Source organism: Mycolicibacterium anyangense (assembly GCF_010731855.1).
Lineage (GTDB): Bacteria > Actinomycetota > Actinomycetes > Mycobacteriales > Mycobacteriaceae > Mycobacterium > Mycobacterium anyangense.
Genome location: NZ_AP022620.1, coordinates 5,515,531 through 5,534,832, shown reverse-complemented (window position 1 = coordinate 5,534,832; position 19,302 = coordinate 5,515,531). Strand labels below are relative to the sequence as shown.

The 19,302-nt window shown below is 67.7% G+C and carries 21 protein-coding genes; 9 read left to right on the top strand and 12 right to left on the bottom strand.

The genetic code is table 11. From position 1 onward, the window contains the following. Positions 1-5: 5 nt before the first annotated feature. The 3 genes from G6N35_RS26155 to G6N35_RS26145 form a co-directional block, all read right to left on the bottom strand. On the bottom strand, positions 6-1,082 hold the full coding sequence (locus tag G6N35_RS26155) for a TobH protein (protein WP_163807249.1): 1,077 nt from the start codon (positions 1,080-1,082) through the stop codon (positions 6-8). Beyond that, complete coding sequence (locus G6N35_RS26150) at positions 1,079-2,473, bottom strand: phosphomannomutase/phosphoglucomutase (RefSeq protein WP_163807248.1); 1,395 nt, start codon at positions 2,471-2,473, stop codon at positions 1,079-1,081. Before G6N35_RS26150 ends, G6N35_RS26155 begins: the two co-directional genes overlap by 4 nt. 122 nt (positions 2,474-2,595) lie before the next feature. Beyond that, positions 2,596-3,021: a DUF3499 domain-containing protein gene (locus tag G6N35_RS26145; RefSeq protein ID WP_197748444.1), complete on the bottom strand. Its 426-nt coding sequence runs from the start codon at positions 3,019-3,021 to the stop codon at positions 2,596-2,598. A gap of 162 nt (positions 3,022-3,183) precedes the next feature. Here G6N35_RS26145 and G6N35_RS26140 point away from each other — a divergent pair, with 162 nt between their 5' ends. Further along, on the top strand, positions 3,184-3,606 hold the full coding sequence (locus G6N35_RS26140) for a metallopeptidase family protein (protein ID WP_163807246.1): 423 nt from the start codon (positions 3,184-3,186) through the stop codon (positions 3,604-3,606). A gap of 4 nt (positions 3,607-3,610) precedes the next feature. Here G6N35_RS26140 and G6N35_RS26135 read toward each other — a convergent pair whose 3' ends face one another. Then, positions 3,611-3,964, bottom strand: coding sequence for a WhiB family transcriptional regulator (locus tag G6N35_RS26135; RefSeq protein ID WP_163807245.1), 354 nt, complete (start codon positions 3,962-3,964; stop codon positions 3,611-3,613). 293 nt (positions 3,965-4,257) lie between these two features. On the opposite strand from G6N35_RS26135, the gene cofD reads away from it, so the two are divergent. The 3 genes from cofD to G6N35_RS26120 are packed head-to-tail and all read left to right on the top strand — an operon-like array spanning position 4,258 to position 7,180. Then, positions 4,258-5,259, top strand: coding sequence for a 2-phospho-L-lactate transferase (gene cofD / locus G6N35_RS26130; RefSeq protein ID WP_163807244.1), 1,002 nt, complete (start codon positions 4,258-4,260; stop codon positions 5,257-5,259). A 2-nt stretch (positions 5,260-5,261) separates the two neighbouring features. After that, on the top strand, positions 5,262-6,629 hold the full coding sequence (locus G6N35_RS26125; protein WP_163807952.1) for a coenzyme F420-0:L-glutamate ligase: 1,368 nt from the start codon (positions 5,262-5,264) through the stop codon (positions 6,627-6,629). Beyond that, positions 6,626-7,180, top strand: a complete 555-nt coding sequence (locus tag G6N35_RS26120; RefSeq protein ID WP_163807243.1) for an NUDIX hydrolase — start codon at positions 6,626-6,628, stop codon at positions 7,178-7,180. Before G6N35_RS26125 ends, G6N35_RS26120 begins: the two co-directional genes overlap by 4 nt. On the opposite strand, the gene G6N35_RS26115 is transcribed toward G6N35_RS26120, so the two are convergent. From G6N35_RS26115 to rfbD, 4 genes are all read right to left on the bottom strand, one after another. Continuing rightward, entirely contained in the window at positions 7,175-8,083 is a 909-nt protein-coding gene (locus G6N35_RS26115) for an endonuclease domain-containing protein (RefSeq protein WP_163807242.1), read from the bottom strand. The genes G6N35_RS26120 and G6N35_RS26115 overlap by 6 nt on opposite strands. 123 nt (positions 8,084-8,206) lie before the next feature. After that, positions 8,207-9,310 (bottom strand): mannose-1-phosphate guanylyltransferase ManB, encoded by a 1,104-nt coding sequence (manB, locus tag G6N35_RS26110; RefSeq protein WP_163807951.1) that lies wholly within the window; start codon positions 9,308-9,310, stop codon positions 8,207-8,209. Positions 9,311-9,315: 5 nt separating this feature from the next. Then, positions 9,316-10,203, bottom strand: coding sequence for a glycosyltransferase family 2 protein (locus tag G6N35_RS26105; protein WP_179967427.1), 888 nt, complete (start codon positions 10,201-10,203; stop codon positions 9,316-9,318). Positions 10,204-10,220: 17 nt separating this feature from the next. Next, a complete protein-coding gene (rfbD, locus tag G6N35_RS26100) occupies positions 10,221-11,078 on the bottom strand; it encodes a dTDP-4-dehydrorhamnose reductase (RefSeq protein ID WP_163807241.1) in 858 nt (285 codons plus the stop codon). Positions 11,079-11,217: 139 nt separating this feature from the next. Between rfbD and G6N35_RS26095 the strand changes: the two genes are divergently transcribed. Genes G6N35_RS26095 through G6N35_RS26080 form a run of 4 tightly spaced genes read left to right on the top strand, consistent with a single transcriptional unit; the run spans position 11,218 to position 15,116 of the window. Continuing rightward, positions 11,218-12,645: an LCP family protein gene (locus tag G6N35_RS26095; RefSeq protein ID WP_246224711.1), complete on the top strand. Its 1,428-nt coding sequence runs from the start codon at positions 11,218-11,220 to the stop codon at positions 12,643-12,645. Continuing rightward, positions 12,645-13,349: a TIGR03089 family protein gene (locus G6N35_RS26090; protein ID WP_407664590.1), complete on the top strand. Its 705-nt coding sequence runs from the start codon at positions 12,645-12,647 to the stop codon at positions 13,347-13,349. Before G6N35_RS26095 ends, G6N35_RS26090 begins: the two co-directional genes overlap by 1 nt. Continuing rightward, positions 13,346-14,332, top strand: a complete 987-nt coding sequence (locus tag G6N35_RS26085) for a cation transporter (RefSeq protein WP_163807238.1) — start codon at positions 13,346-13,348, stop codon at positions 14,330-14,332. The genes G6N35_RS26090 and G6N35_RS26085 overlap by 4 nt, the downstream gene beginning before the upstream one ends. After that, on the top strand, positions 14,313-15,116 hold the full coding sequence (locus tag G6N35_RS26080; protein WP_163807237.1) for a biotin--[acetyl-CoA-carboxylase] ligase: 804 nt from the start codon (positions 14,313-14,315) through the stop codon (positions 15,114-15,116). The genes G6N35_RS26085 and G6N35_RS26080 overlap by 20 nt, the downstream gene beginning before the upstream one ends. A 2-nt stretch (positions 15,117-15,118) precedes the next feature. Here G6N35_RS26080 and G6N35_RS26075 read toward each other — a convergent pair whose 3' ends face one another. The 3 genes from G6N35_RS26075 to G6N35_RS26065 are packed head-to-tail and all read right to left on the bottom strand — an operon-like array spanning position 15,119 to position 18,023. Further along, positions 15,119-16,276 (bottom strand): acyl-CoA dehydrogenase, encoded by a 1,158-nt coding sequence (locus G6N35_RS26075; protein WP_163807236.1) that lies wholly within the window; start codon positions 16,274-16,276, stop codon positions 15,119-15,121. 41 nt (positions 16,277-16,317) lie between these two features. Next, positions 16,318-16,824 (bottom strand): 5-(carboxyamino)imidazole ribonucleotide mutase, encoded by a 507-nt coding sequence (gene purE / locus G6N35_RS26070; protein ID WP_163807235.1) that lies wholly within the window; start codon positions 16,822-16,824, stop codon positions 16,318-16,320. Further along, a complete protein-coding gene (locus G6N35_RS26065; RefSeq protein ID WP_163807234.1) occupies positions 16,821-18,023 on the bottom strand; it encodes a 5-(carboxyamino)imidazole ribonucleotide synthase in 1,203 nt (400 codons plus the stop codon). Before G6N35_RS26065 ends, purE begins: the two co-directional genes overlap by 4 nt. Positions 18,024-18,090: 67 nt before the next feature. On the opposite strand from G6N35_RS26065, the gene G6N35_RS26060 reads away from it, so the two are divergent. Next, entirely contained in the window at positions 18,091-18,774 is a 684-nt protein-coding gene (locus G6N35_RS26060) for a GtrA family protein (protein WP_179967426.1), read from the top strand. Here the strand turns inward: G6N35_RS26060 and G6N35_RS26055 are convergent. Continuing rightward, positions 18,696-19,247 carry a PH domain-containing protein gene (locus G6N35_RS26055; protein ID WP_163807232.1) on the bottom strand — a complete coding sequence of 184 codons (552 nt, stop codon included), beginning with the start codon at positions 19,245-19,247 and terminating at the stop codon, positions 18,696-18,698. The two genes, G6N35_RS26060 and G6N35_RS26055, sit on opposite strands and share 79 nt — an antisense overlap. Positions 19,248-19,302 lie beyond the last annotated feature (55 nt).

The following is a 19,302-nucleotide window of genomic DNA, read 5'->3' as shown; positions in this document are numbered from 1 at the left end:
CCCCGCTATCCCCCTGCCAATCTCAGGTAGACCGCTGCCATCTCGAACCGGACAGCCAGCGTTGCCAGCTGTTGTTCGGCCCGCCCCGTCGGCACCTGAACGGAACCAGCTTCCCCGATGTCCTCGGCACCCACAACTTGGACATCGTCGATGCCGGCCACCCGCGCCTCCACCACCGCCCGCTCGGCGGCCAGCGTCAAGGCGAGAACCCGCATGCGACCCGGCAGCGGACCGTCAAGTTCCTCGTCGTGGAACAGCGCATCGACAGGGTCGGCGAAACTTCTTGCCGCACCGGCTCGAAGTGCCACGAGTGCGTCCGCCAGACCTGCCGCGGCCACCGCGGCGTGGCCGACGCGCAGCAGCACCGCGGCGGCATGCCGGGCCAGCGCCAGCGTGGCAGCGCAGTCACCGGCCAGCACCGCCTGACGGCCGGTGATCCGTTCGGCAAGCGACTTGGCCGGGTTGGTGAACACCTCGCGGCTCGCGCTGTTACGCAATGCTTCGGCATCGAGCTCGTCGGCAAGTCCCGACAGATCGATTTGCAGGGCCGGGTCGACAGCCGCAAACGTGGCCAGACCTGCCGCCAGATATCGGCACAACCCGAATTCGTCGGGCACCCACAGCCGCGGTGCCAGCACGGCAGCGCGCCCTGCGGTGGCCTCGCGCAGCGGCCCCTCGTACGGTGCGGCCACCACGACCCGGGCACCGCGGCGCGCGGCCGTGGCCGCCGCGGTCACCAGCACCGGATCACCGGGGTCGTCGCCGGCCACCACGACAACGTCCAACGCACCGATCCACGGCGGAGATTCGGCTGCCACCACGATGGGCTCGCCGGCCAACCCGCCCAGGCATGCGGCCAGCATCGTTCCCGCACTCTCAGCCGGACCGCGCCCGGCCACCCACACCACGGTTCGCGGTCGGTGGTCGGCGCTCACCGACTCCAGAGCCCCTTCATCGACGGCGGCCGCGGTGGCCCGCACCTGAGCACCCGCCATGGCCGCCGCCCGCAACAGTCCGTCGCGGTCAGCGTCCAGCAGGCCCTCGGTATCGTCGAAATCGACCGTGGCGTGGGGCGAACTCATGTGACCGACTCGCTGTGGGCCGATATCTGCTCGCCGACGCGCGCGACGATGCCGTCGACGTCCTCGGCGGTGCGCGCCTCGACGTTGAGCCGCAGCAGCGGTTCGGTGTTGGAGGTCCGCAGGTTGAACCAGGCTCCCTCACCCAGATCGACCGTCACACCGTCCAGGTGATCGAGTGAGATCACCTCTTCGCCAAAGGCTTTCAGCACGCTCTCGACGCATGCCGGCGCATCGTCGACGCGAAAGTTGATCTCTCCGGAGGCGGCGTAGCGCTGATAGTCGGCCATCAGATCCGACAGCGGACGATCCTGCTCTCCGAGCGCGGCCAGCACGTGCAGGGCCGCCAGCATGCCGGAGTCGGCGCCCCAGAAATCCCGAAAGTAATAGTGCGCGGAATGCTCACCGCCGAAGATCGCGCCGGTGTCGGCCATCAGTGCCTTGATATAGGAGTGGCCCACCCGCGAACGCACCGGCGTCCCGCCGAGCTCGATCACCAACTCGGGCACAACACGCGACGTGATCAGGTTGTGGATCACCGTGGCACCGATCTCCCGCGTCAGTTCCCGGCCGGCGACGAGCGCGGTCACCGCCGACGGCGACACCGGATTTCCCTTTTCGTCGACGACGAAACACCGGTCGGCATCGCCGTCGAAGGCCAGGCCGATATCGGCCTTCGTCTCGACCACGAACTTCTGCAGATCCACCAGGTTGGCGGGCTCCAGCGGATTGGCCTCGTGGTTGGGGAAGGAACCGTCGAGTTCGAAGTACAGCGGCAGCAGCGTCAGCGCCTCGATGGAGCCCAGTACCGCGGGTGCGGTGTGCCCGGCCATCCCGTTGCCGGCGTCGACGGCCACCCGCAGCGGGCGCAGTTCGGTCAGGTTCACCAGCGACCGCAGGAACCGGCCGTAGTCGGCCAGCACATCCTGGTCGTGAACCTGACCGGCGGGGCCGTCGTAGCCAGGCACCCCGGCGATCAGTTCCTCGCGGATGATCGACAGCCCGGTGTCGTCACCGACGGGCTTGGCCCCGGCCCGGCACAGTTTGATGCCGTTGTAGGCGGCCGGGTTGTGGCTGGCGGTGAACATCGCCCCCGGGCAGTCGAGGAACCCGGAGGCAAAGTAGAGCTGATCGGTGGAGGCCAAGCCGATCCGCACGACGTCGAGGCCCTGGCTGGTGACGCCGGCGGCGAACGCCGCGGCCAGCGCGGGCGAGCTCTCCCGCATGTCATAGCCGATGGCCACCCGCCCGGCCTGGCTGCCCTCGTTGCGCAGCAGGCGCGCGAATGCCGCGCCGACGTCGGCGACGAAGGCCTCGTCGATCTCTTCCCCAACCAGACCACGCACGTCATAGGCCTTGATGACACGACGTACCGCGGCGGCGGCCCTGGACATGGCGGATCTCCTGACTGAGGCAACTGTTGGCCGCCAGCCTATCTGTTCCCGGGCTCCGGTAGCGGCGTCCGCATCGCCGCAGCCGTGCGTCAGCCTTGGCTCACGCTCGGTTCATTCGCCGTTCAGTCGGAGGGATCGGGAAGTACCCGCAGGTGTCCGCGCCGACGACCGGAGGTGGTGGGGCGCGCCACCGCCGACGGCATCATCCCGGCACCGGGTGCAGTGGCATGCGCGGCACCGCTGGGATCGGAGAATCCGGGGATCGGCGGGCCGGCCGGCAACTCGCGACCCTCGCGGACGGCATCGGCCAGGGCGACCAGATCGTCGTCCTCCAGAAACTCCGGTAGCGGGGCGGCGTGGCGCACCAATTCCCACCCGCGTGGCGCGGTGATGCGGTTGGCGTGGCTCAGACACAGGTCCCACGAGTGCGGCTCGCGGTTGATCGCCAGCGGTCCGACGACAGCCGTGGAATCGGAGTAGACGAACGTCAATGTCGCGACCGCATAATGGGGGCACGCGGGCCTGCAGCAGCGACGGGGAACATTCACGCGTGTGAGGCTATCGCGCGACAATTGCCGGTAAGTGGCGGACACGCGCAGCGGCGGGGCCGTCGATTCCCAACCGTTACGATCGCTGGCGTGGCCGATTCCCGCAGTTCCCGCCGAGGTGGTGGTTCCGGGGGTTCCGCAAGCTCACGACGTGGGCGCGAGATGCGCGGCCCGTTGCTGCCGCCGACAGTTCCCGGCTGGCGCAGCCGCGCCGAACGCTTCGATATGGCAGTACTGGAAGCCTACGAGCCCATCGAGCGCCGCTGGCAACAGCGGCTCACTGCGCTGGACGTCGCCGTCGACGAGATCCCCCGGATCGCTCCGAAGGACCCCGACAGTGTGCAGTGGCCGCCCGAAGTGGTGGCTGACGGACCGATCGCGCTGGCGCGGTTGATCCCGGCCGGCGTCGACGTCCGGGGCAACCCGACGCGCGCGCGAATCGTATTGTTCCGCAAGCCGATCGAGCGACGAGCCAAAGACTCGATCGATCTCACTGATCTGTTGCATGACATCCTGGTGGCTCAAGTGGCCACCTATCTCGGGGTCGAACCCACCGTGATCGACCCGAGCCTGGAAGAGGATTAGCGCGTCAGATGATGCCGCGCTTGAGGCGACGACGCTCCCGTTCGGAGAGCCCGCCCCAGATGCCGAAGCGCTCGTCATGCGCGAGGGCATAGTCGAGGCACGCATCCTTCACCTCGCAGCCCAAGCAGATTCGCTTGGCCTCACGGGTGGAGCCGCCCTTCTCAGGAAAGAACGCCTCCGGGTCGGTTTGGGCGCACAGCGCCTTCTCCTGCCATTGTTCGTCGCCCGGCTCCATCGGAATCACATCGACGGGATCAGGCACCAAACTCAGGTGAGCGCGCGCCGTTACCCCCGTGTTCTCCGAGCCAGTAATGGTGTGCGGCGCCCCGAGCGCACCAATGAAGTGCTGATAGGACATTCCCGCCTCCTCACCTGGTTTCGTAGATCTGCTGTCGCCCACTATTCGAGTGTGGCCATCCCATTCGAACATTTGGTCGAATCTCGGTCTGCGACACCGAAAACGGCAGGTGGACCGCGAAATGACACTGATGTGATTAGACACGCCTCGGCCTGTGCGGTCAAGCGAAAGGACAGAAGTTGATACCACTTTCCTCGGACAATTCGGCGAGTCGATGCCCCGGCGTGTCACGGAGGTAACGCGATCGTGACCGAGTGCACGGCCCAACAGCCGACCGCCTAGTGTCGGTCGGTGTGAAGATCACCGTTCTGGTCGGCGGCGTGGGAGGCGCCCGATTCCTCCTCGGGGTGCAACGACTGCTCGGTTTGGGCCAATTCGCCGGCCAGTTATCCGCAGCCGCAAGCGATCTTGATCACCAGCTCACCGCGGTGGTCAACATCGGCGACGACGCGTGGATGCACGGTGTGCGGATCTGCCCAGATCTGGACACCTGCATGTACACCCTGGGCGGCGGGATCGACCCCGAACGGGGGTGGGGTCACCGCAACGAGACCTGGAACGCCAAAGAGGAACTCGCCGCCTATGGTGTGCAGCCGGATTGGTTCGGACTGGGCGACCGCGATCTGGCCACCCATTTGGTGCGCAGTCAGATGCTGCGGGCGGGATATCCACTGTCACAGGTGACCGAAGCGCTGTGCGACCGCTGGTCGCCGGGTGCCCGGCTCCTACCGGCCAGCGACGACCGTTGCGAAACACACGTGGTGATCGACGATCCGCAGACCGGTGACCGTGCGGCAATTCACTTCCAGGAGTGGTGGGTCCGCTACCGCGCCCAGGTCCCCACCCACAGTTTCGCGTTCGTCGGCGCTGAAACCGCCAAAGCCGGGCCAGGTGTCGCCGACGCGATCACCGAGGCCGACGTCGTCATGTTGGCGCCGTCGAACCCGGTCGTCAGTATCGGTGCGATCCTCAACATCCCGGGTATCCGCGCCGCGTTGCGCTCCACCGGAGCACCGGTGGTGGGCTACTCCCCCATCATCGCCGGAAAGCCATTGCGGGGCATGGCTGACGAATGCCTATCGGTGATCGGCGTCGAGACCTCCTCACAGGCCGTCGGGCGGCACTACGGTGCGCGCTCGGCAACCGGCATCCTGGACTACTGGTTGATCTCGGAGACGGATCACGCCGACATCCCGGGTGTGACGACGGCAGCCATTCCCCTGTTGATGTCGGATCCGGATGCGACGGCCGAGATGGTGCGCGCCGGACTGGAACTCGCGGGCGTGACGCCGTGAGCATCGGCTCGAGCCCGACGGCGCGGCCGAGCATCGAGCATGGCAGCGCGGCGCCGATCGAGATCCTGCCCGTCACCGGGCTTCCCGAATTCCGGCCAGGTGACGACCTCGTTGCGGCGGTGGCAGGCGCGGCGTCCTGGCTGCGCGACGGCGACATCCTGGTGGTCACCAGCAAGGTGGTCTCCAAGTGTGAGGGGCGCATCGTGTCCGCGCCCGCCGATCCCGAGGAACGGGACGCGCTGCGCCGCAGGCTGATCGACGACGAGGCGGTGCGGGTGCTGGCCCGCAAGGGCAAGACCCTGATCACCGAGAACCGCAACGGTCTGGTGCAAGCGGCCGCCGGGGTCGACGGGTCCAACATCGGGACAACGGAATTGGCGCTTCTCCCGGTGGACCCGGACGCAAGCGCGGCCGCCCTGCGCTCGGCACTGCGCGAGCAGTTGGGTGTCGACGTGGGCGTGCTGATCACCGACACCATGGGCCGGGCGTGGCGCAATGGGCAAACCGATGCCGCGATCGGTGCGGCCGGGCTGCCGGTGCTCTACGGCTATGCCGGTGCCGTCGATGCCCACGGAAACGAGTTGGTGGTGACCGAAGTCGCCGTCGCCGACGAGATCGCCGCAGCCGCAGACCTGGTGAAGGGCAAGCTCACCGCGGTGCCGATCGCGGTGGTGCGCGGACTCCGGCTGGCCGACGACGGGTCGACTGCGGCCCGGCTGCTGCGCGGCGGCGAGGACGACCTGTTCTGGCTCGGCACCGCCGAGTCGATCGAGCTGGGCCGCCGCCAAGCTCAGCTGCTACGCCGTTCGGTCCGCCGGTTCGCCGACGAGCCCGTCGACCCGGTGCTGATCGAGGAAGCGGTCGCCGAGGCCTTGACCGCGCCCGCGCCGCACCACACCCGCCCGGTCCGATTCGTCTGGGTGCAGGATCGCGGCAGGCGCATCACGCTGCTGGACAGGATGAAGGATGCCTGGCGCGCTGACCTGACCGGTGACGGCCGGCCCGCCGAGAGCGTCGAGAAGCGGGTCGCCCGTGGGCAGATCCTCTACGACGCACCGGAGGTCGTGATTCCGTTCCTGGTTCCCGAAGGCGCACACAGCTATCCGGATCCGGCGCGCAGCGCAGCCGAGCACACGATGTTCACCGTGGCGGTCGGGGCAGCTGTTCAGGGATTGCTGGTGGCGCTGGCTGTCCGCGGGGTGGGCAGCTGCTGGATCGGTTCGACGATTTTCGCACCTGATCTGGTGCGCGAGACGCTCGACCTGCCCGCGGACTGGGAGCCGTTGGGCGCCATCGCTATCGGACATCCCGCCGAACCGTCCGAACCGCGCGGGCCTGCCGCGGTGGACGATCTGCTGGTGCGGCGATGAGCGTCCGCGAGTCGACGATCGAGCTGTTGACCGCATGGCAGGCGCCCTCTGACGATCAGGACGCACTGCGTCAGGCGGTGCTGGCGTTCGTGCTGGCCCGCCCGGACGCCTGCCAACGCAGTTGTGTGCCTGGACATGTCACCGCATCGGCGTTGGTGGTCGCGGACTCCGGCAACCAGGTGCTGCTCACCCTGCATCCCCGCCTGGGGCGGTGGGTTCAGCTTGGCGGCCATTGCGAGGACGAGGATTCCGACATCATGGCTGCAGCGTTGCGGGAAGCCACCGAGGAGTCGGGCATCGACGGGCTGAGCATCGACGCCGACCTCGGCGCCATCCACGTCCATGCCCTGACGTGCTCGCTGGGTGTGCCGACCCGCCATCTCGATCTGCAGTTCATCGCCCGCGCGCCGGCGGATGCGCAGATCGCGATCAGCGACGAGTCATTGGATCTGCGTTGGTGGCCCGCCGATGACCTGCCGCCCGGCACCGACAGCGCGCTGAAGCGCCTGGTGAGCGTAGCCCTGACTTTTCCGCCGAGTGGCTACTTATGACACGCGTTCGCGGGAAAACCGTGGCATAAGTGGCCGCTCGATAGGGCAACCGGCCGCGGCCAGTGCGGCTAGAACGCGGTCGACGACCACAGCGGGGCCGTTGCGCAGCAGGTCGTAGCTCACGCGGATGATGCGCCACCCACACGCCTCCAGATCTGCCAGGCGATTGATGTCTTTCGACCGCTGAGCCGCGTCGGTCCAGTGCTGGGCGCCATCGAACTCCACCGCAACCCTCCAGTCCTGCCAGCCCATGTCGAGCCTCGCCACGAAGTGTCCGTAGTCGTCGTAGACGTTGATCTGCGTCGTCGGCGTGGGCAGCCCGGAACGAATCAACAGCAGCCGGGTCCGGGTCTCCGGTGGAGACTCCGACCCAGGGTCGACCAACCCGAGCACTTGCCGAAGCTGCGCAACGCCTCGAGCACCACGATGGCGGGTAGCCACCTCGTCAATAGCCGTGGGCCGCAGACCGGTGGCGTTGCACAACGCATCGAGGCGGATCACTGCCGTATCGACGCCTGGCCGGCGGCCGAGGTCGAACGCAGTCCGTGCCGGTGTTGTCACCGGAGTGTCACCGATCCGGAGAATCTCGTCGGCTCGGAGTTCGTCGCGATGGATGAGGACGCCTGTCACCGGTTTACCGTTCCGGCGAATGAGCTCGGCTGGGTGATGATCGTCAATCCAACGGCATCCCAACAACGCGGCCGCCGAGAGCCCGGCGACCGTCGCTGCACTACCCGACCAGAGGAACGCCGCCCGCGCCTTGATCACGGGAGTCACCGCTATGCCGCGCGGCAAGTAAACATCGCGATGGATTGCCCAGTAGTCACGGGCAAGCGATCGCCGGTTCAGCAGACCGGCGGCCAGTGCGGTCGACCCTCGGAACGGGATCTCGAGTTCTGCCACGACGGCACACTGTCATGGCAGAGCCCACTCGCGTTCCCGCCATCCACAACGCGCCGCGAATGGCCACTTGCGCTGCAGAATTAGCCCAAAAGCGTGACGCAAGTGGCCACTCGGCGCCGGAACTTAGATGTCCGACGAGTAGCGGATGCCGCAGTCCGGGATCAGCACGCCGGGCCACACCCGTGCCCCGCGCAGGAGCTCGCAGCGCGCACCGATGTCGGCACCGTCGCCGATGATGCCGTCGCGGATCAGCGCGCGCGGCCCGATCCGAGCACCGAAGCCGATGATCGAGCGTTCCACCACCGACCCGGCTTCGATCTTGGCGCCGTCGAAGATCACCGCGCCGTCCAGACGCACACCCGGCCCGATCTCGGCACCACGGCCCACCACCGTACCGCCGATCAACACCGCGCCCGGCGCCACCGAGGCACCGTCGTGCACCAGGCTCTCCCCGCGCCGCCCGCCCAGGGCCGGCGAGGGTGCAAGCCCGCGAACCAGATCCGCTGAGCCACGGACGAAGTCCTCCGGTGTCCCCATGTCACGCCAGTAACTGGAGTCGACGTAGCCGCATACCTTGACCCCGTCGGCCAGCAGCCCCGGGAACACCTCGCGCTCCACCGACACCTCACGCCCGCGAGGGATGCGGTCGATGATCTCGCGCTTGAAAATGTATGTGCCGGCATTGATTTGGTCGGTCGGCGGATCCTCGGTCTTCTCCAGGAAGGCCGTCACCCTGCCGTCGGTATCGGTGGGCACACAGCCGAATGCCCGCGGATCGCTGACCCGCACCAGGTGCAGGGTCAGATCGGCTTCCCGAGAATGGTGCGCGGTCAACATGTCGCGCAGATCCATCCCCGAGAGAACGTCGCCGTTGAACACCATCACCGTTTCGTTGCGCAGCTTGGGCACCACATTGGCGATGCCACCGCCGGTGCCCAGCGGGTGCTCCTCGGTGACGTATTCGATCTGCAGGCCCAGCTTGGAGCCGTCGCCGAATTCGTTCTCGAATGTCGCGGCCTTGTACGACGTGCCCAGGATGACGTGTTCGATCCCGGCCGCGGCGATCCGTGACAGCAGATGGGTCAGGAACGGCAGGCCCGCGGTGGGCAGCATCGGCTTGGCGGCCGACAGTGTCAGCGGCCGCAGCCGGGTGCCCTTGCCTCCGACGAGAACGACCGCATCGACATCGGCCGGACGGAGTCCGGCATCAGCCGCGGCCGAAGATATATCGCTCACCGAGCGTCCACCCCTTTCCCCCGGTCCCGTTTCGACTTGCGTACCGCTGCCCGTGAGCGCACCTTCAACGCGCCCTTCATCGTCCACCGAAGCGGTGCCCGCCACCATCCGAAATGGCGGTCGGAGAGATAAATGTAGGTGCTGTCGTGGTGAGCCCGCAGGTTACGAGCGGGATCACGTCCGGTGGAGTGTCCCTTGTCGTGCAGGATCTCCGCCGCCGGGACATAGATGTTGAGCCAGCCCGCCCGGCCGATCCGATCACCGAGGTCGACATCCTCCATGTACATGAAGTAGCGCTCGTCGAAGCCTCCGACCTGCTCGAACGCCGCGCGGCGGATCAGCAGACAGGAGCCCGAAAGCCAACCCACCGGCCGTTCACTGGGCTCGAGGTATTGCTGGCGGTAGGCCCTGGTCCAGGGATTGTTCTTCCAGGCGAATCCGACCACCGCATGCATACCGCCCCGGATCAGGCTGGGCAGATGGCGCGCCGACGGGTACACCGAGCCGTCCGGGTCCCGGATCAGCGGCCCGAGCGTTCCGGCCCGCGGCCAGCGCTCCGCGGCGTCCAGCAGCGCGTCGATGCTGCCCGGGCCCCACACCACGTCCGGGTTGGCCACGATGACGAACTCGTCATCGACGGGCACCGTCGCGACCGCGCGGTTGACCGCGCTGCCGTAGCCCAGGTTGCCGCCGGTCCGCAGCAGCGTGGTGCCCGGATAGCGCTCGACGGCTTCCTCGGGCGTGCCGTCCACCGATCCGTTGTCGGCCATCACCACGGTCACCGGCCGGTCGGTGGCCACGGTCAGCGACGACAGAAAGCGGTCCAGATGTGACCCCGGCGAGTACGTCACCGTCACGACAGTGAGCGGGCGGGTGGAGGTCACGGCGTAGAGGTTAGCGGTCAGTCGGCGAGTGGCTGGGCAAGCGTCTCGGCAAGAGCCTGACGCCACGGCCGCAGCGGGGTGAGGCCGGCCCGTACCGACGTCGCCATCGACAGCGCGGAGTAGCCAGGCCGGCGGGCACGCCGCGCCGACTCGCCCGGCCGCACCGGTCGGACGCGTCCCGGGTCGGCACCGAGTTCTTCGAAGACGGCGCGCGCCTGCTCGTAGCGGCTGACTGCTCCGTGATTGGCAGCATGCAGGATCGGTTCGCGAATACTGCCCTCACCAGCCTCGATGAGCGCGTTGGCCAGGTCCTTGACGTAGGTGGGCGAGCCGATCTGGTCGTCGGGCACATCGACGGTGTCACCGCCTGCGGCCTGCCGACGCAGGACGGCGACGAAGTCGTTGCCGGACCCGCCGGTGTACACCCAGGAGGTGCGCACGACGACGGCATCGGGCTGGGCCGCCAGCACCGCGAGTTCCCCGGCAAGCTTGCTGCGGCCGTACACGCTCAGTGGGTTCGTCGCGTCGCCGATGTCGTACGGGTGACGTTTCTCACCACCGAAGACGTAATCGGTGGAGACGTGCACCAGTCGGGCGCCCACCCGCGCGCAGGCGTGTGCGAGGTTCTCCGGACCGGTGACGTTCACGGCGTGCGCTCGCTGCGGGTCGGCCTCGGCGGCGTCGACGTTGGCCACCGCCGCGCAGTTGATCACCAGGTCATCGGGGGCCACACAACGCTGCGCGGCCTGTGGGTCGGTGATGTCCCAGTCGCGATGGGTCCACGCGGCTACCTCAAAGCCGCGGCGGGCGGCCTCACCTGCGAGAAATCCCCCGACCTGGCCGCCGGCACCGGTGATGACGATCCGCCTGCCCATGACTTCGAGTCTGGCACGCCGGTTTGGGCTACCGGGTATGCGCCCTTCTCGCCAGTAGCCTGGGCTGATGCCTGCTGACACCGATGCAGTGACGGGCGCCCGGCGGGTGGCTCGCACCGTGCTGGCGTTGATCGCGGTGATGGTGATGGTCGGCACCGGCGTCGCCTGGGGCAAGATCCGCTCGTTCGAGGACGGCATCTTCCACATCAGCACCGCCGCACTCGGCGGCGGCGGTGAGGATGACGGCGCGATCGACATCCTGCTGGTCGGCATGGACAGCCGCACCGATGCCCACGGCAACCCGCTGTCGGCCGACGAGTTGGCCACGCTGCATGCCGGTGACGACGTGTCCACCAACACCGACACGATCATCCTGGTGCGCATCCCGAACAACGGGAAGTCCGCGACGGCCATCTCGATCCCGCGCGACTCCTACGTCAAAGCGCCCGGGCTGGACAAGACCAAGATCAACGGCGTCTACGGCCAGGTCAAGCTCGAGAAGATGAAGGAGCTCGTCGAACAGCAAGGTGTCGACCCCTCCGAGGCCGAACCCAAGGCTGTCGAAGCGGGCCGTGAAGCACTGATCAAGACCGTAGCCGACCTCACCGGCGTCACCGTCGACCACTACGCCGAGATCGGCCTGCTGGGCTTCGCCCTGATCACCGACGCCCTGGGCGGCGTCGATGTGTGCCTCAAAGACGCTGTCTACGAGCCTCTTTCGGGCGCCGACTTTCCGGCCGGCTGGCAGAAGCTGAACGGCGCACAGGCGCTGAGCTTTGTCCGCCAACGCCACGAGCTCCCGCGCGGCGACCTGGACCGGGTGGTGCGCCAGCAAGTGGTGATGGCTTCGCTTGCCCACCAGGTCATTTCGAGTAAGACGCTGACCAGCCCGGCAACGCTGAACAAGCTGCAGGACGCGATCCAGCGGTCGGTGGTGATTTCCTCTGGCTGGGACATCATGGATTTCGTCAAGCAACTGCAGAACCTGGCAGGCGGCAACGTGGCGTTCGCCACCATCCCGGTGCTCGACGAGGCCGGTTGGAGCGACGACGGGATGCAGTCGGTGGTGCGGGTCGACCCGAGCCAAGTACAGCAGTGGGTGTCGGGCCTGCTGCACGACCAGGCCGAGGGCAAGACGGAGAAGGTGGCCTACTCGCCGGCGCAGACCACGGTCGAGGTGATCAACGACACCAATATCAACGGTCTGGCCGCGGCGGTGTCAGACGTGTTGACCACCAAGGGATTTACCGCGGGCAACGTCGGCAACAACGAGAAGGACCACGTGGTCAAGAGCCAGGTCCAGGCCGCCAAGGAAGACGATCTGGGCGCCCAGGCGGTCGCCAAGGAACTCGGTGGCCTGCCGGTCGCCGCCGACGAGTCGATCCCGGCGGGCACGGTGCGAGTGGTGTTGGCATCGGACTACAGTGGCCCCGGCTCTGGGCTGGACGGCACACTGCCGACGGCAGCGACGGTCGACCAGGCGGCCGGTCAGGCCGGTGACGCCACCCCTCCCCCGCCCTCGCCCATCATCACCGCGGGGTCCGACGACCCCAAGTGCGTCAACTGATGAATCTCGCTGACGCCGTACTGGATCCGCTGTTGCGTGCTGATCCGATGGGGCCACGGATCACTTACTACGACGACGCCACCGGCGAACGTATCGAACTGTCGACGGTGACACTGGCGAACTGGGCGGCCAAGACCGCCAACCTGTTACGCGACGAGCTCGGCGCCGGGGCGGGATCGCGGGTCGCCGTGCTGCTGCCGGCGCACTGGCAGACCGCGGCGGTGCTGCTGGGTATCTGGTGGATCGGCGCGGAGGTGGTGCTCGACGGCACCTCGGATGTCGCGCTGTGCACCCTTGAGCGCCTCGATGAGGCAGACGACGCCGTCGCCGGCGGCGAGGTGGCCGTGCTGTCGCTGGATCCGTTCGGCAAGCCGGTACCGGATCTGCCGATCGGGGTGACCGACTACGCCACCGCGGTGCGGGTGCACGGCGATCAGGTGGTCGGTGAGGCTAACCCGGGCGCAGCGCTCGACGGCCGTTCGGTCGACGAGATCGTGGCCCTGGCAACGGATTCCGCAGCTTCTTCCGGTCTGGGCGGCAGGGATCGGGTGATGTCGTCGCTGCCCTGGTCGACACCGCAGGAGATCGTCGACAACCTGCTGGCGGTGTTCCTCGCCGGAGCCTCGCTGGTTCAGGTGGCCAACCCCGACCCCGCAGCACTGGATCGGCGACGGGAAACCGAGAAGGTGACCCGGGACCGATGACCACCGGACCAAGCAACGCCGCGGTTCTGCAGGCCGAACGGCGCAGCCTGTACGCCTACATGTACACGATGCTCTTCCTGGCCGTCCTGGGCTTTGCGGTCTACGCCGTCACCCGGGTGTCGGCCACCCAACTCGACGGCGTCATCTCGCTGATCAACGCGGCAGCCGCCTTCATCGCCGCCCGGTTGGCCGTCACCGCATCCAAGCCGGCCGATGTCGACAGCCCCTACGGTCGCCTGGCCCTGGAAAACCTCTACGCACTGTTCCGGTCGTTGATGATCATGGGCGTCGTCATCGTCGGGGTGGTGACGAATTCGATCAAGGTGATCGACTACCTGATCACCCGGGAGGGATCGGAGCCCGAATTCGGGGTGGCCGCCGTCTACACCGCGGTGTGCGTGCTGATCTGCTTCGGCCTCAAGTGGAACCACGAGCGCAACAACCGCTCGGTCAACGGCGCGTCCTCCCTGCTAAAAGTGGAAGCCACCGCCGCGAAGATGGAGGCCTTCATCAGCGGCGGTATCTGCGCTTCGCTACTGCTGGTCGCCGTCCTGCCGGAGGGCACCTTCCTGACCTCAGCCACCTTCGACATCAAGGACATCGCCGACAGCATCATCGTGCTGATCCTCTGCGCCCTGCTGGTGGGTGATCCGATCCGGCAGATCCGTCTGGAATTCGGTCGCCTCTCGGGCCGGCGGGCCGACCCCGAGCTCGACGACGCGGTGCGCGCCGCGATCGCCGCCGTCTCCGAAGAACACGCCCACGAACTCAGCCACGAACTCACCCTCGTCGACTCGCTTGCGATCAGCCGGGGCAAGGCGACGGAGGTCGATCTGCGGGTGTCCTACACCGGCACCATGACCGTCGATGACCAGGACGCGCTGCGGGCGCGCACCTACGAAGAACTCACCAACCGGATCGGGCCGCTCCGACTGACCCTCGTCTTCAGTAAGTTCCCCATTCATGCAACGCCCACCGCTTGACCCGGCCGCCCTGCGCGCCAGCCTCGTGGGGTCCGACGGTCCCGTGCGCCACCTCGACGTGGTCACCGACACCGGCTCCACCAACGCCGATCTGCTAGCGCGCCACGCCGCCGGCGAAAACATCACCGGCGCAGTGCTGCTCGCCGAGCACCAGAACGCCGGACGCGGCCGCAACGGCCGCAGCTGGTCGGCGCCGCCGCGCTCGCAGATCGCCCTGTCGATCGGCGTCGACGCCGCAGCCGTACCGCCGGCGGGCTGGGGTTGGCTGCCCCTGCTCACCGGCGTCGCTCTGGTCGAGGCGGTCCGGAGCACCACCGGCATCGCGGCCGGCGTCAAGTGGCCCAACGACGTTCTGGTCGGCATCGGCAAGCTAGCCGGCGTCCTGGCCGAGGTCGCCGCACCCGACCCGGTGATCGTCGTCGGTCTCGGCCTCAACGTCACCCTCACCGCCGACGAGGCCCCCGACCCGCGGGCCACCTCACTGCAGATGCTCGGCGCCACCATGCTCGACCGCGAGCAGCTGGTGGGCACGATCCTGCGGGAGCTGAGCAGCCGCATCCACCGTTGGCAGCAGGCGCAGGGCCCGGACGACGGCCTGGTCGAGGACTACCGGCGCACCAGCAGCACGCTGGGCAGCCGGGTCCGGGCCATTCTGCCCGGCGACCGCGAGATCATCGGCACCGCAACACGGATCGACGAACTGGGCCGACTGCTCATCGACACCGGCACCGAGGTCGTGACGGTGTCGGCGGGCGACATCACCCACCTTCGCTCAGCGGACTGAGCTCAGCGCAGCAGCGCGCGTGACATCACCACGCGCTGAATCTGGTTGGTGCCCTCGTAGATCTGGGTGATCTTGGCGTCGCGCATCATCCGCTCGACCGGGAAGTCCACGGTGTAGCCGGCGCCACCGAACAACTGCACGGCGTCGGTGGTGACCTCCATGGCCACATCGGAGGCAAAGCACTTGGAGGCCGCGGAGATGAACCCGAGATTGCCCTCACCGCGTTCGGCACGCGCCGCGGCCGAGTACACCATCAGCCGGGCCGCCTCGACCTTCATCGCCATGTCGGCGAGCATGAACTGCACGCCCTGGAAGTCCGAGATCGACGAACCGAACTGCTTGCGGTCCTTGGTGTAGGCGATCGCGGCATCCAGCGCGCCCTGGGCGATACCCACGGCCTGCGCACCGATGGTCGGGCGGGTGTGGTCCAGGGTGGCCAGTGCCGTCTTGAAACCGGTGCCCGGCTCACCGATCATCCGGTCCCCGGGGATCCGGCAGTTCTCGAAGTACAGCTCGGTGGTCGGCGATCCCTTGATGCCGAGCTTGCGCTCCTTGGGGCCGATCGAGAAGCCTTCGTCGTCAATGTGGACCATGAACGACGAGATGCCGTTGGCGCCCTTGTCCGGGTCGGTGACCGCCATCACGGTGTACCACGTGGACTTGCCGCCGTTGGTGATCCAGGCCTTGGCGCCGTTGAGGATCCAGTCGTCACCGTCGGCCTTGGCGCGGGTCTTCATCGACGCCGCGTCGCTGCCGGCCTCGCGCTCGGACAGCCCGTAGGAGGCCATCGCGCCTTCGGCGATCTCCGGCAGTACCTTCTTCTTCAGCTCGTCGGACCCGCGCAGGATCAGACCCATCGTCCCCAGCTTGTTGACGGCGGGGATCAGCGATGCCGATGCGTCGACCCGGGCGACCTCCTCGATGACGATGCACGCCGCCACCGAGTCCGCACCCTGACCGCCGTACTCCTCCGGCACGTGGACGGCGTTGAAGCCCGAAGCGTTCAGCGCCTCCAGGGCCTCCTGGGGAAAGCGCGAGTTCTCGTCGACATCGGCGGCGTGCGGAGCGATCTCCTTTTCCGCCAGCGCGCGGATCGCGGCCCGCAGCTCGTCATGCTCCTCGGGCAACTTGAATACGTCGAAATCGGGGTTCCCAGCCATCACAGCCTCCTTGCTACTCGGCGGTAACTTTACCGCGAGCGTCACTCACCGAGTAATCGCTCCCGCAACGCACGATCCTTCGCCAGCACCTGGGCCTCGAGGTCGTCCTGAAAGGTCTGCATCTTCTTGAGCAACGTCACATCCGCGGCGGCCAGGATCCGCACCGCCAGCAGTCCAGCGTTGCGTGCGCCGCCGATCGACACCGTGGCCACCGGCACCCCGGCGGGCATCTGCACGATCGACAGCAGCGAGTCCATGCCGTCCAGTTTGGCCAGCGGCACCGGCACGCCGATCACGGGCAGCGGCGTGGCCGAGGCCACCATGCCCGGCAGGTGGGCGGCGCCACCGGCGCCGGCGATGATCACCTTGATGCCACGATCGGCCGCGCCGCGCGCGTAGTCCAACATCCGGCCGGGTGTGCGATGCGCCGAGACCACGCCCACCTCGAAGGGCACCTCGAACTCGGCCAATGCGATCGCGGCGGCCTCCATCACGGGCCAGTCGCTGTCGCTGCCCATGATCACGCCGACCACCGGCTGTTGGGTCATGCGTGTCCATCCCATCCGTCGGTCCATTGCGCGTGCGACAACCAGTGTGCCGCCCGTTCCGCCCGTTCCCGAACCCGGTCCAGGTCGGTGCCGACGACGTTCACGTGACCCACCTTGCGGCCCGGCCGGGCCGCCTTGCCGTAGAGGTGCACCTTGGCCTCCGGGATGCGCCCGAACAGGTGGTGCAGCCGCTCGTCGACACCCATCGATGGTTCCTCTTGTGCGCCAAGGATATTGGCCATGACTGTCACCGGCGCGATCGCCGTGGTGTCGCCGAGCGGGTAGTCCAGCACCGCCCGGATGTGCTGCTCGAACTGGCTGGTGACCGCGCCGTCCATGGTCCAGTGCCCGGAGTTGTGCGGGCGCATCGCCAGCTCGTTGACCAGCAGTGCCCTGTCGGTGGTCTCGAACAGTTCGACCGCCAGCACTCCGACCACGCCCAGTTCGGCGGCCAGCCGCAACCCGAGCTGCTCGGCTTCGGCGGCCACCTCGTCAGGCAGGCCAGGAGCCGGCGCCAGCACCGTCACGCAGATGCCGTCGCGCTGAACGGTTTCCACGATCGGCCATGCTGCGCCCTGCCCGAAGGGTGACCGGGCCACCAGCGCCGACAGTTCGCGGCGCATGGCGACCCGCTCCTCGAGCAGCACGGCCACCCCGTCGGCCAGGTAGCCCTCGACGGTCGCACGGGCATGCGCCAGGTCGCGGGTCAGCACCACACCGCGCCCGTCGTAGCCGCCGCGCACGGTCTTGACGACGATCGGGGCGCCGCCGATGTGTTCGCTGAAGGCGTCGACGTCCTCGATGCCCGAGACCGCGGTGAACCGCGGGATGGGCGCGCCGAGCGCCTCGAGCTTGCGCCGCATCACCAGCTTGTCTTGAGCGTGCACCAGCGCCTCGGGGGGCGGCGCGACCGTCACACCCTCGGCAACCAGCATCTCGAGCAGTTCGGTCGGAACGTGCTCGTGGTCGAAGGTGAGGGCTGAGGCCCCGGAAGCGGCCTTACGCAGGGCTTCGGGGTCGGTGTGGGCACCGATCACCACGTCGGGGGCCACCTGGGCGGCCGGGTCGTCGGGGCTGACCGCAAGTACCCGCAAACTCTGGCCGAGGGCGATCGCGGCCTGATGGGTCATCCGGGCCAGCTGTCCGCCACCCACCATGGCGACAATCGGCGGTCTGGAGTCGTTCGGCACGGCCATCATGGTGTCAGACCTGCGCGGCACCGGTGCTTTAGGCACACCTGGCCCGATTTCCGTAGACTCGTCCCTTGTGTCTTTCGCTGATGCCACCATCGCCCGGCTCCCCCGGCCGATGCGGCCCTTCGCCGAGCGGCATCACGAGCTCATCAAGTTCGCGATCGTCGGCGCCACGACGTTCGTCATCGATTCGGCGATCTTCTACACGCTGAAGCTGACGATCCTCGAGCCCAAGCCGGTGACCGCCAAGGTCATCGCCGGCATCGTCGCGGTGATCGCGTCCTACGTGCTCAACCGGGAGTGGAGCTTCCGCAACCGCGGCGGCCGCGAGCGCAGCCACGAGGCGCTGCTGTTCTTCGCGTTCAGCGGCGTGGGCGTCCTGCTGAGCATGGCCCCGCTGTGGTTCTCCAGCTATGTGCTGGAACTGCGGGTGCCGCATGTCTCGCTCACCGTCGAGAACATCGCCGACTTCATCTCGGCCTACATCATCGGCAACCTGCTGCAGATGGCGTTCCGGTTCTGGGCGTTCCGGCGCTGGGTCTTCCCCGACGAACTCGCCGGCGAATCGGACAAGGCACTGGAATCGCTGACCGCGGGCGGCTTGGCCGAAGTCCTGGAAGACGAGTACGAGACCGGAAACGTCACCCCGCTGCGGCGGCGGCGTCGTGGCGGGCTCGGTCAATCCGCGGGCGGGGCCAACCTGCGTGACGCGCGGCTGTCGGATTCCTCCGAGCCCAGGGTGTCGAAGACTTCGTGATACAGCAGTGAGTGCACCTGTTCTACGCGCGGAATGTCGTAGAACTCCAGGGGATCCTGCGACGCCGATTCGATGATCAGGGTGCCGGTGCGCAGCATCCGGTCCAGTAGTCCGTGCCGGAACTCCACGCTGTTCACCCGGGCCAGCGGAATGTCGATGCCGGTGCGCGTCAACAAGCCGTGCCGGAACATCACCCGTCGGTCGGTGATGACGAAATGTGTTGTCAGCCAAGTGAAAAAACGCCAGAGGGTCAACCAGCCGACCAGGATCGCCCAGATCGCCGCGATAACGATGTAGAGCACCTTCTTGGCAGTCGGGTCCCAGCCGGTCCGATTGACCAGAGCCGCCACGAACGCCGCCGCGGCGGTGGTGATCAACAGCACCAGCACGGGTGCGATCAGCCGCTTCCAGTGCGGGTGCCGATGCAGGACCACCTGCTCGTCGTCGGCCAGCACATTCTCGGGATATCCCATGGTCATCTCCTACGGCACAGCAGGTCGGATCGCAAGACTCCACGGCGACAGCAAG

Excerpts from the sequence above, each read along its gene's own strand:
- G6N35_RS26120 (WP_163807243.1), top strand. The coding sequence starts at position 6,626 with ATGAGCGTCCGCGAGTCGACGATCGAGCTGTTGACCGCATGGCAGGCG.
- G6N35_RS26085 (WP_163807238.1), top strand. The coding sequence starts at position 13,346 with ATGACCACCGGACCAAGCAACGCCGCGGTTCTGCAGGCCGAACGGCGC.
- G6N35_RS26080 (WP_163807237.1), top strand. The coding sequence starts at position 14,313 with ATGCAACGCCCACCGCTTGACCCGGCCGCCCTGCGCGCCAGCCTCGTG.
- G6N35_RS26140 (WP_163807246.1), top strand. The coding sequence starts at position 3,184 with ATGCGCGGCCCGTTGCTGCCGCCGACAGTTCCCGGCTGGCGCAGCCGC.
- G6N35_RS26065 (WP_163807234.1), bottom strand. The coding sequence starts at position 18,023 with ATGATGGCCGTGCCGAACGACTCCAGACCGCCGATTGTCGCCATGGTG.
- G6N35_RS26095 (WP_246224711.1), top strand. The coding sequence starts at position 11,218 with ATGGTGATGGTCGGCACCGGCGTCGCCTGGGGCAAGATCCGCTCGTTC.
- G6N35_RS26090 (WP_407664590.1), top strand. The coding sequence starts at position 12,645 with ATGAATCTCGCTGACGCCGTACTGGATCCGCTGTTGCGTGCTGATCCG.
- G6N35_RS26055 (WP_163807232.1), bottom strand. The coding sequence starts at position 19,247 with ATGGGATATCCCGAGAATGTGCTGGCCGACGACGAGCAGGTGGTCCTG.
- rfbD (WP_163807241.1), bottom strand. The coding sequence starts at position 11,078 with ATGGGCAGGCGGATCGTCATCACCGGTGCCGGCGGCCAGGTCGGGGGA.
- purE (WP_163807235.1), bottom strand. The coding sequence starts at position 16,824 with ATGACCCAACAGCCGGTGGTCGGCGTGATCATGGGCAGCGACAGCGAC.
- G6N35_RS26150 (WP_163807248.1), bottom strand. The coding sequence starts at position 2,473 with ATGTCCAGGGCCGCCGCCGCGGTACGTCGTGTCATCAAGGCCTATGAC.
- G6N35_RS26155 (WP_163807249.1), bottom strand. The coding sequence starts at position 1,082 with ATGAGTTCGCCCCACGCCACGGTCGATTTCGACGATACCGAGGGCCTG.
- G6N35_RS26075 (WP_163807236.1), bottom strand. The coding sequence starts at position 16,276 with ATGGCTGGGAACCCCGATTTCGACGTATTCAAGTTGCCCGAGGAGCAT.
- G6N35_RS26135 (WP_163807245.1), bottom strand. The coding sequence starts at position 3,964 with ATGTCCTATCAGCACTTCATTGGTGCGCTCGGGGCGCCGCACACCATT.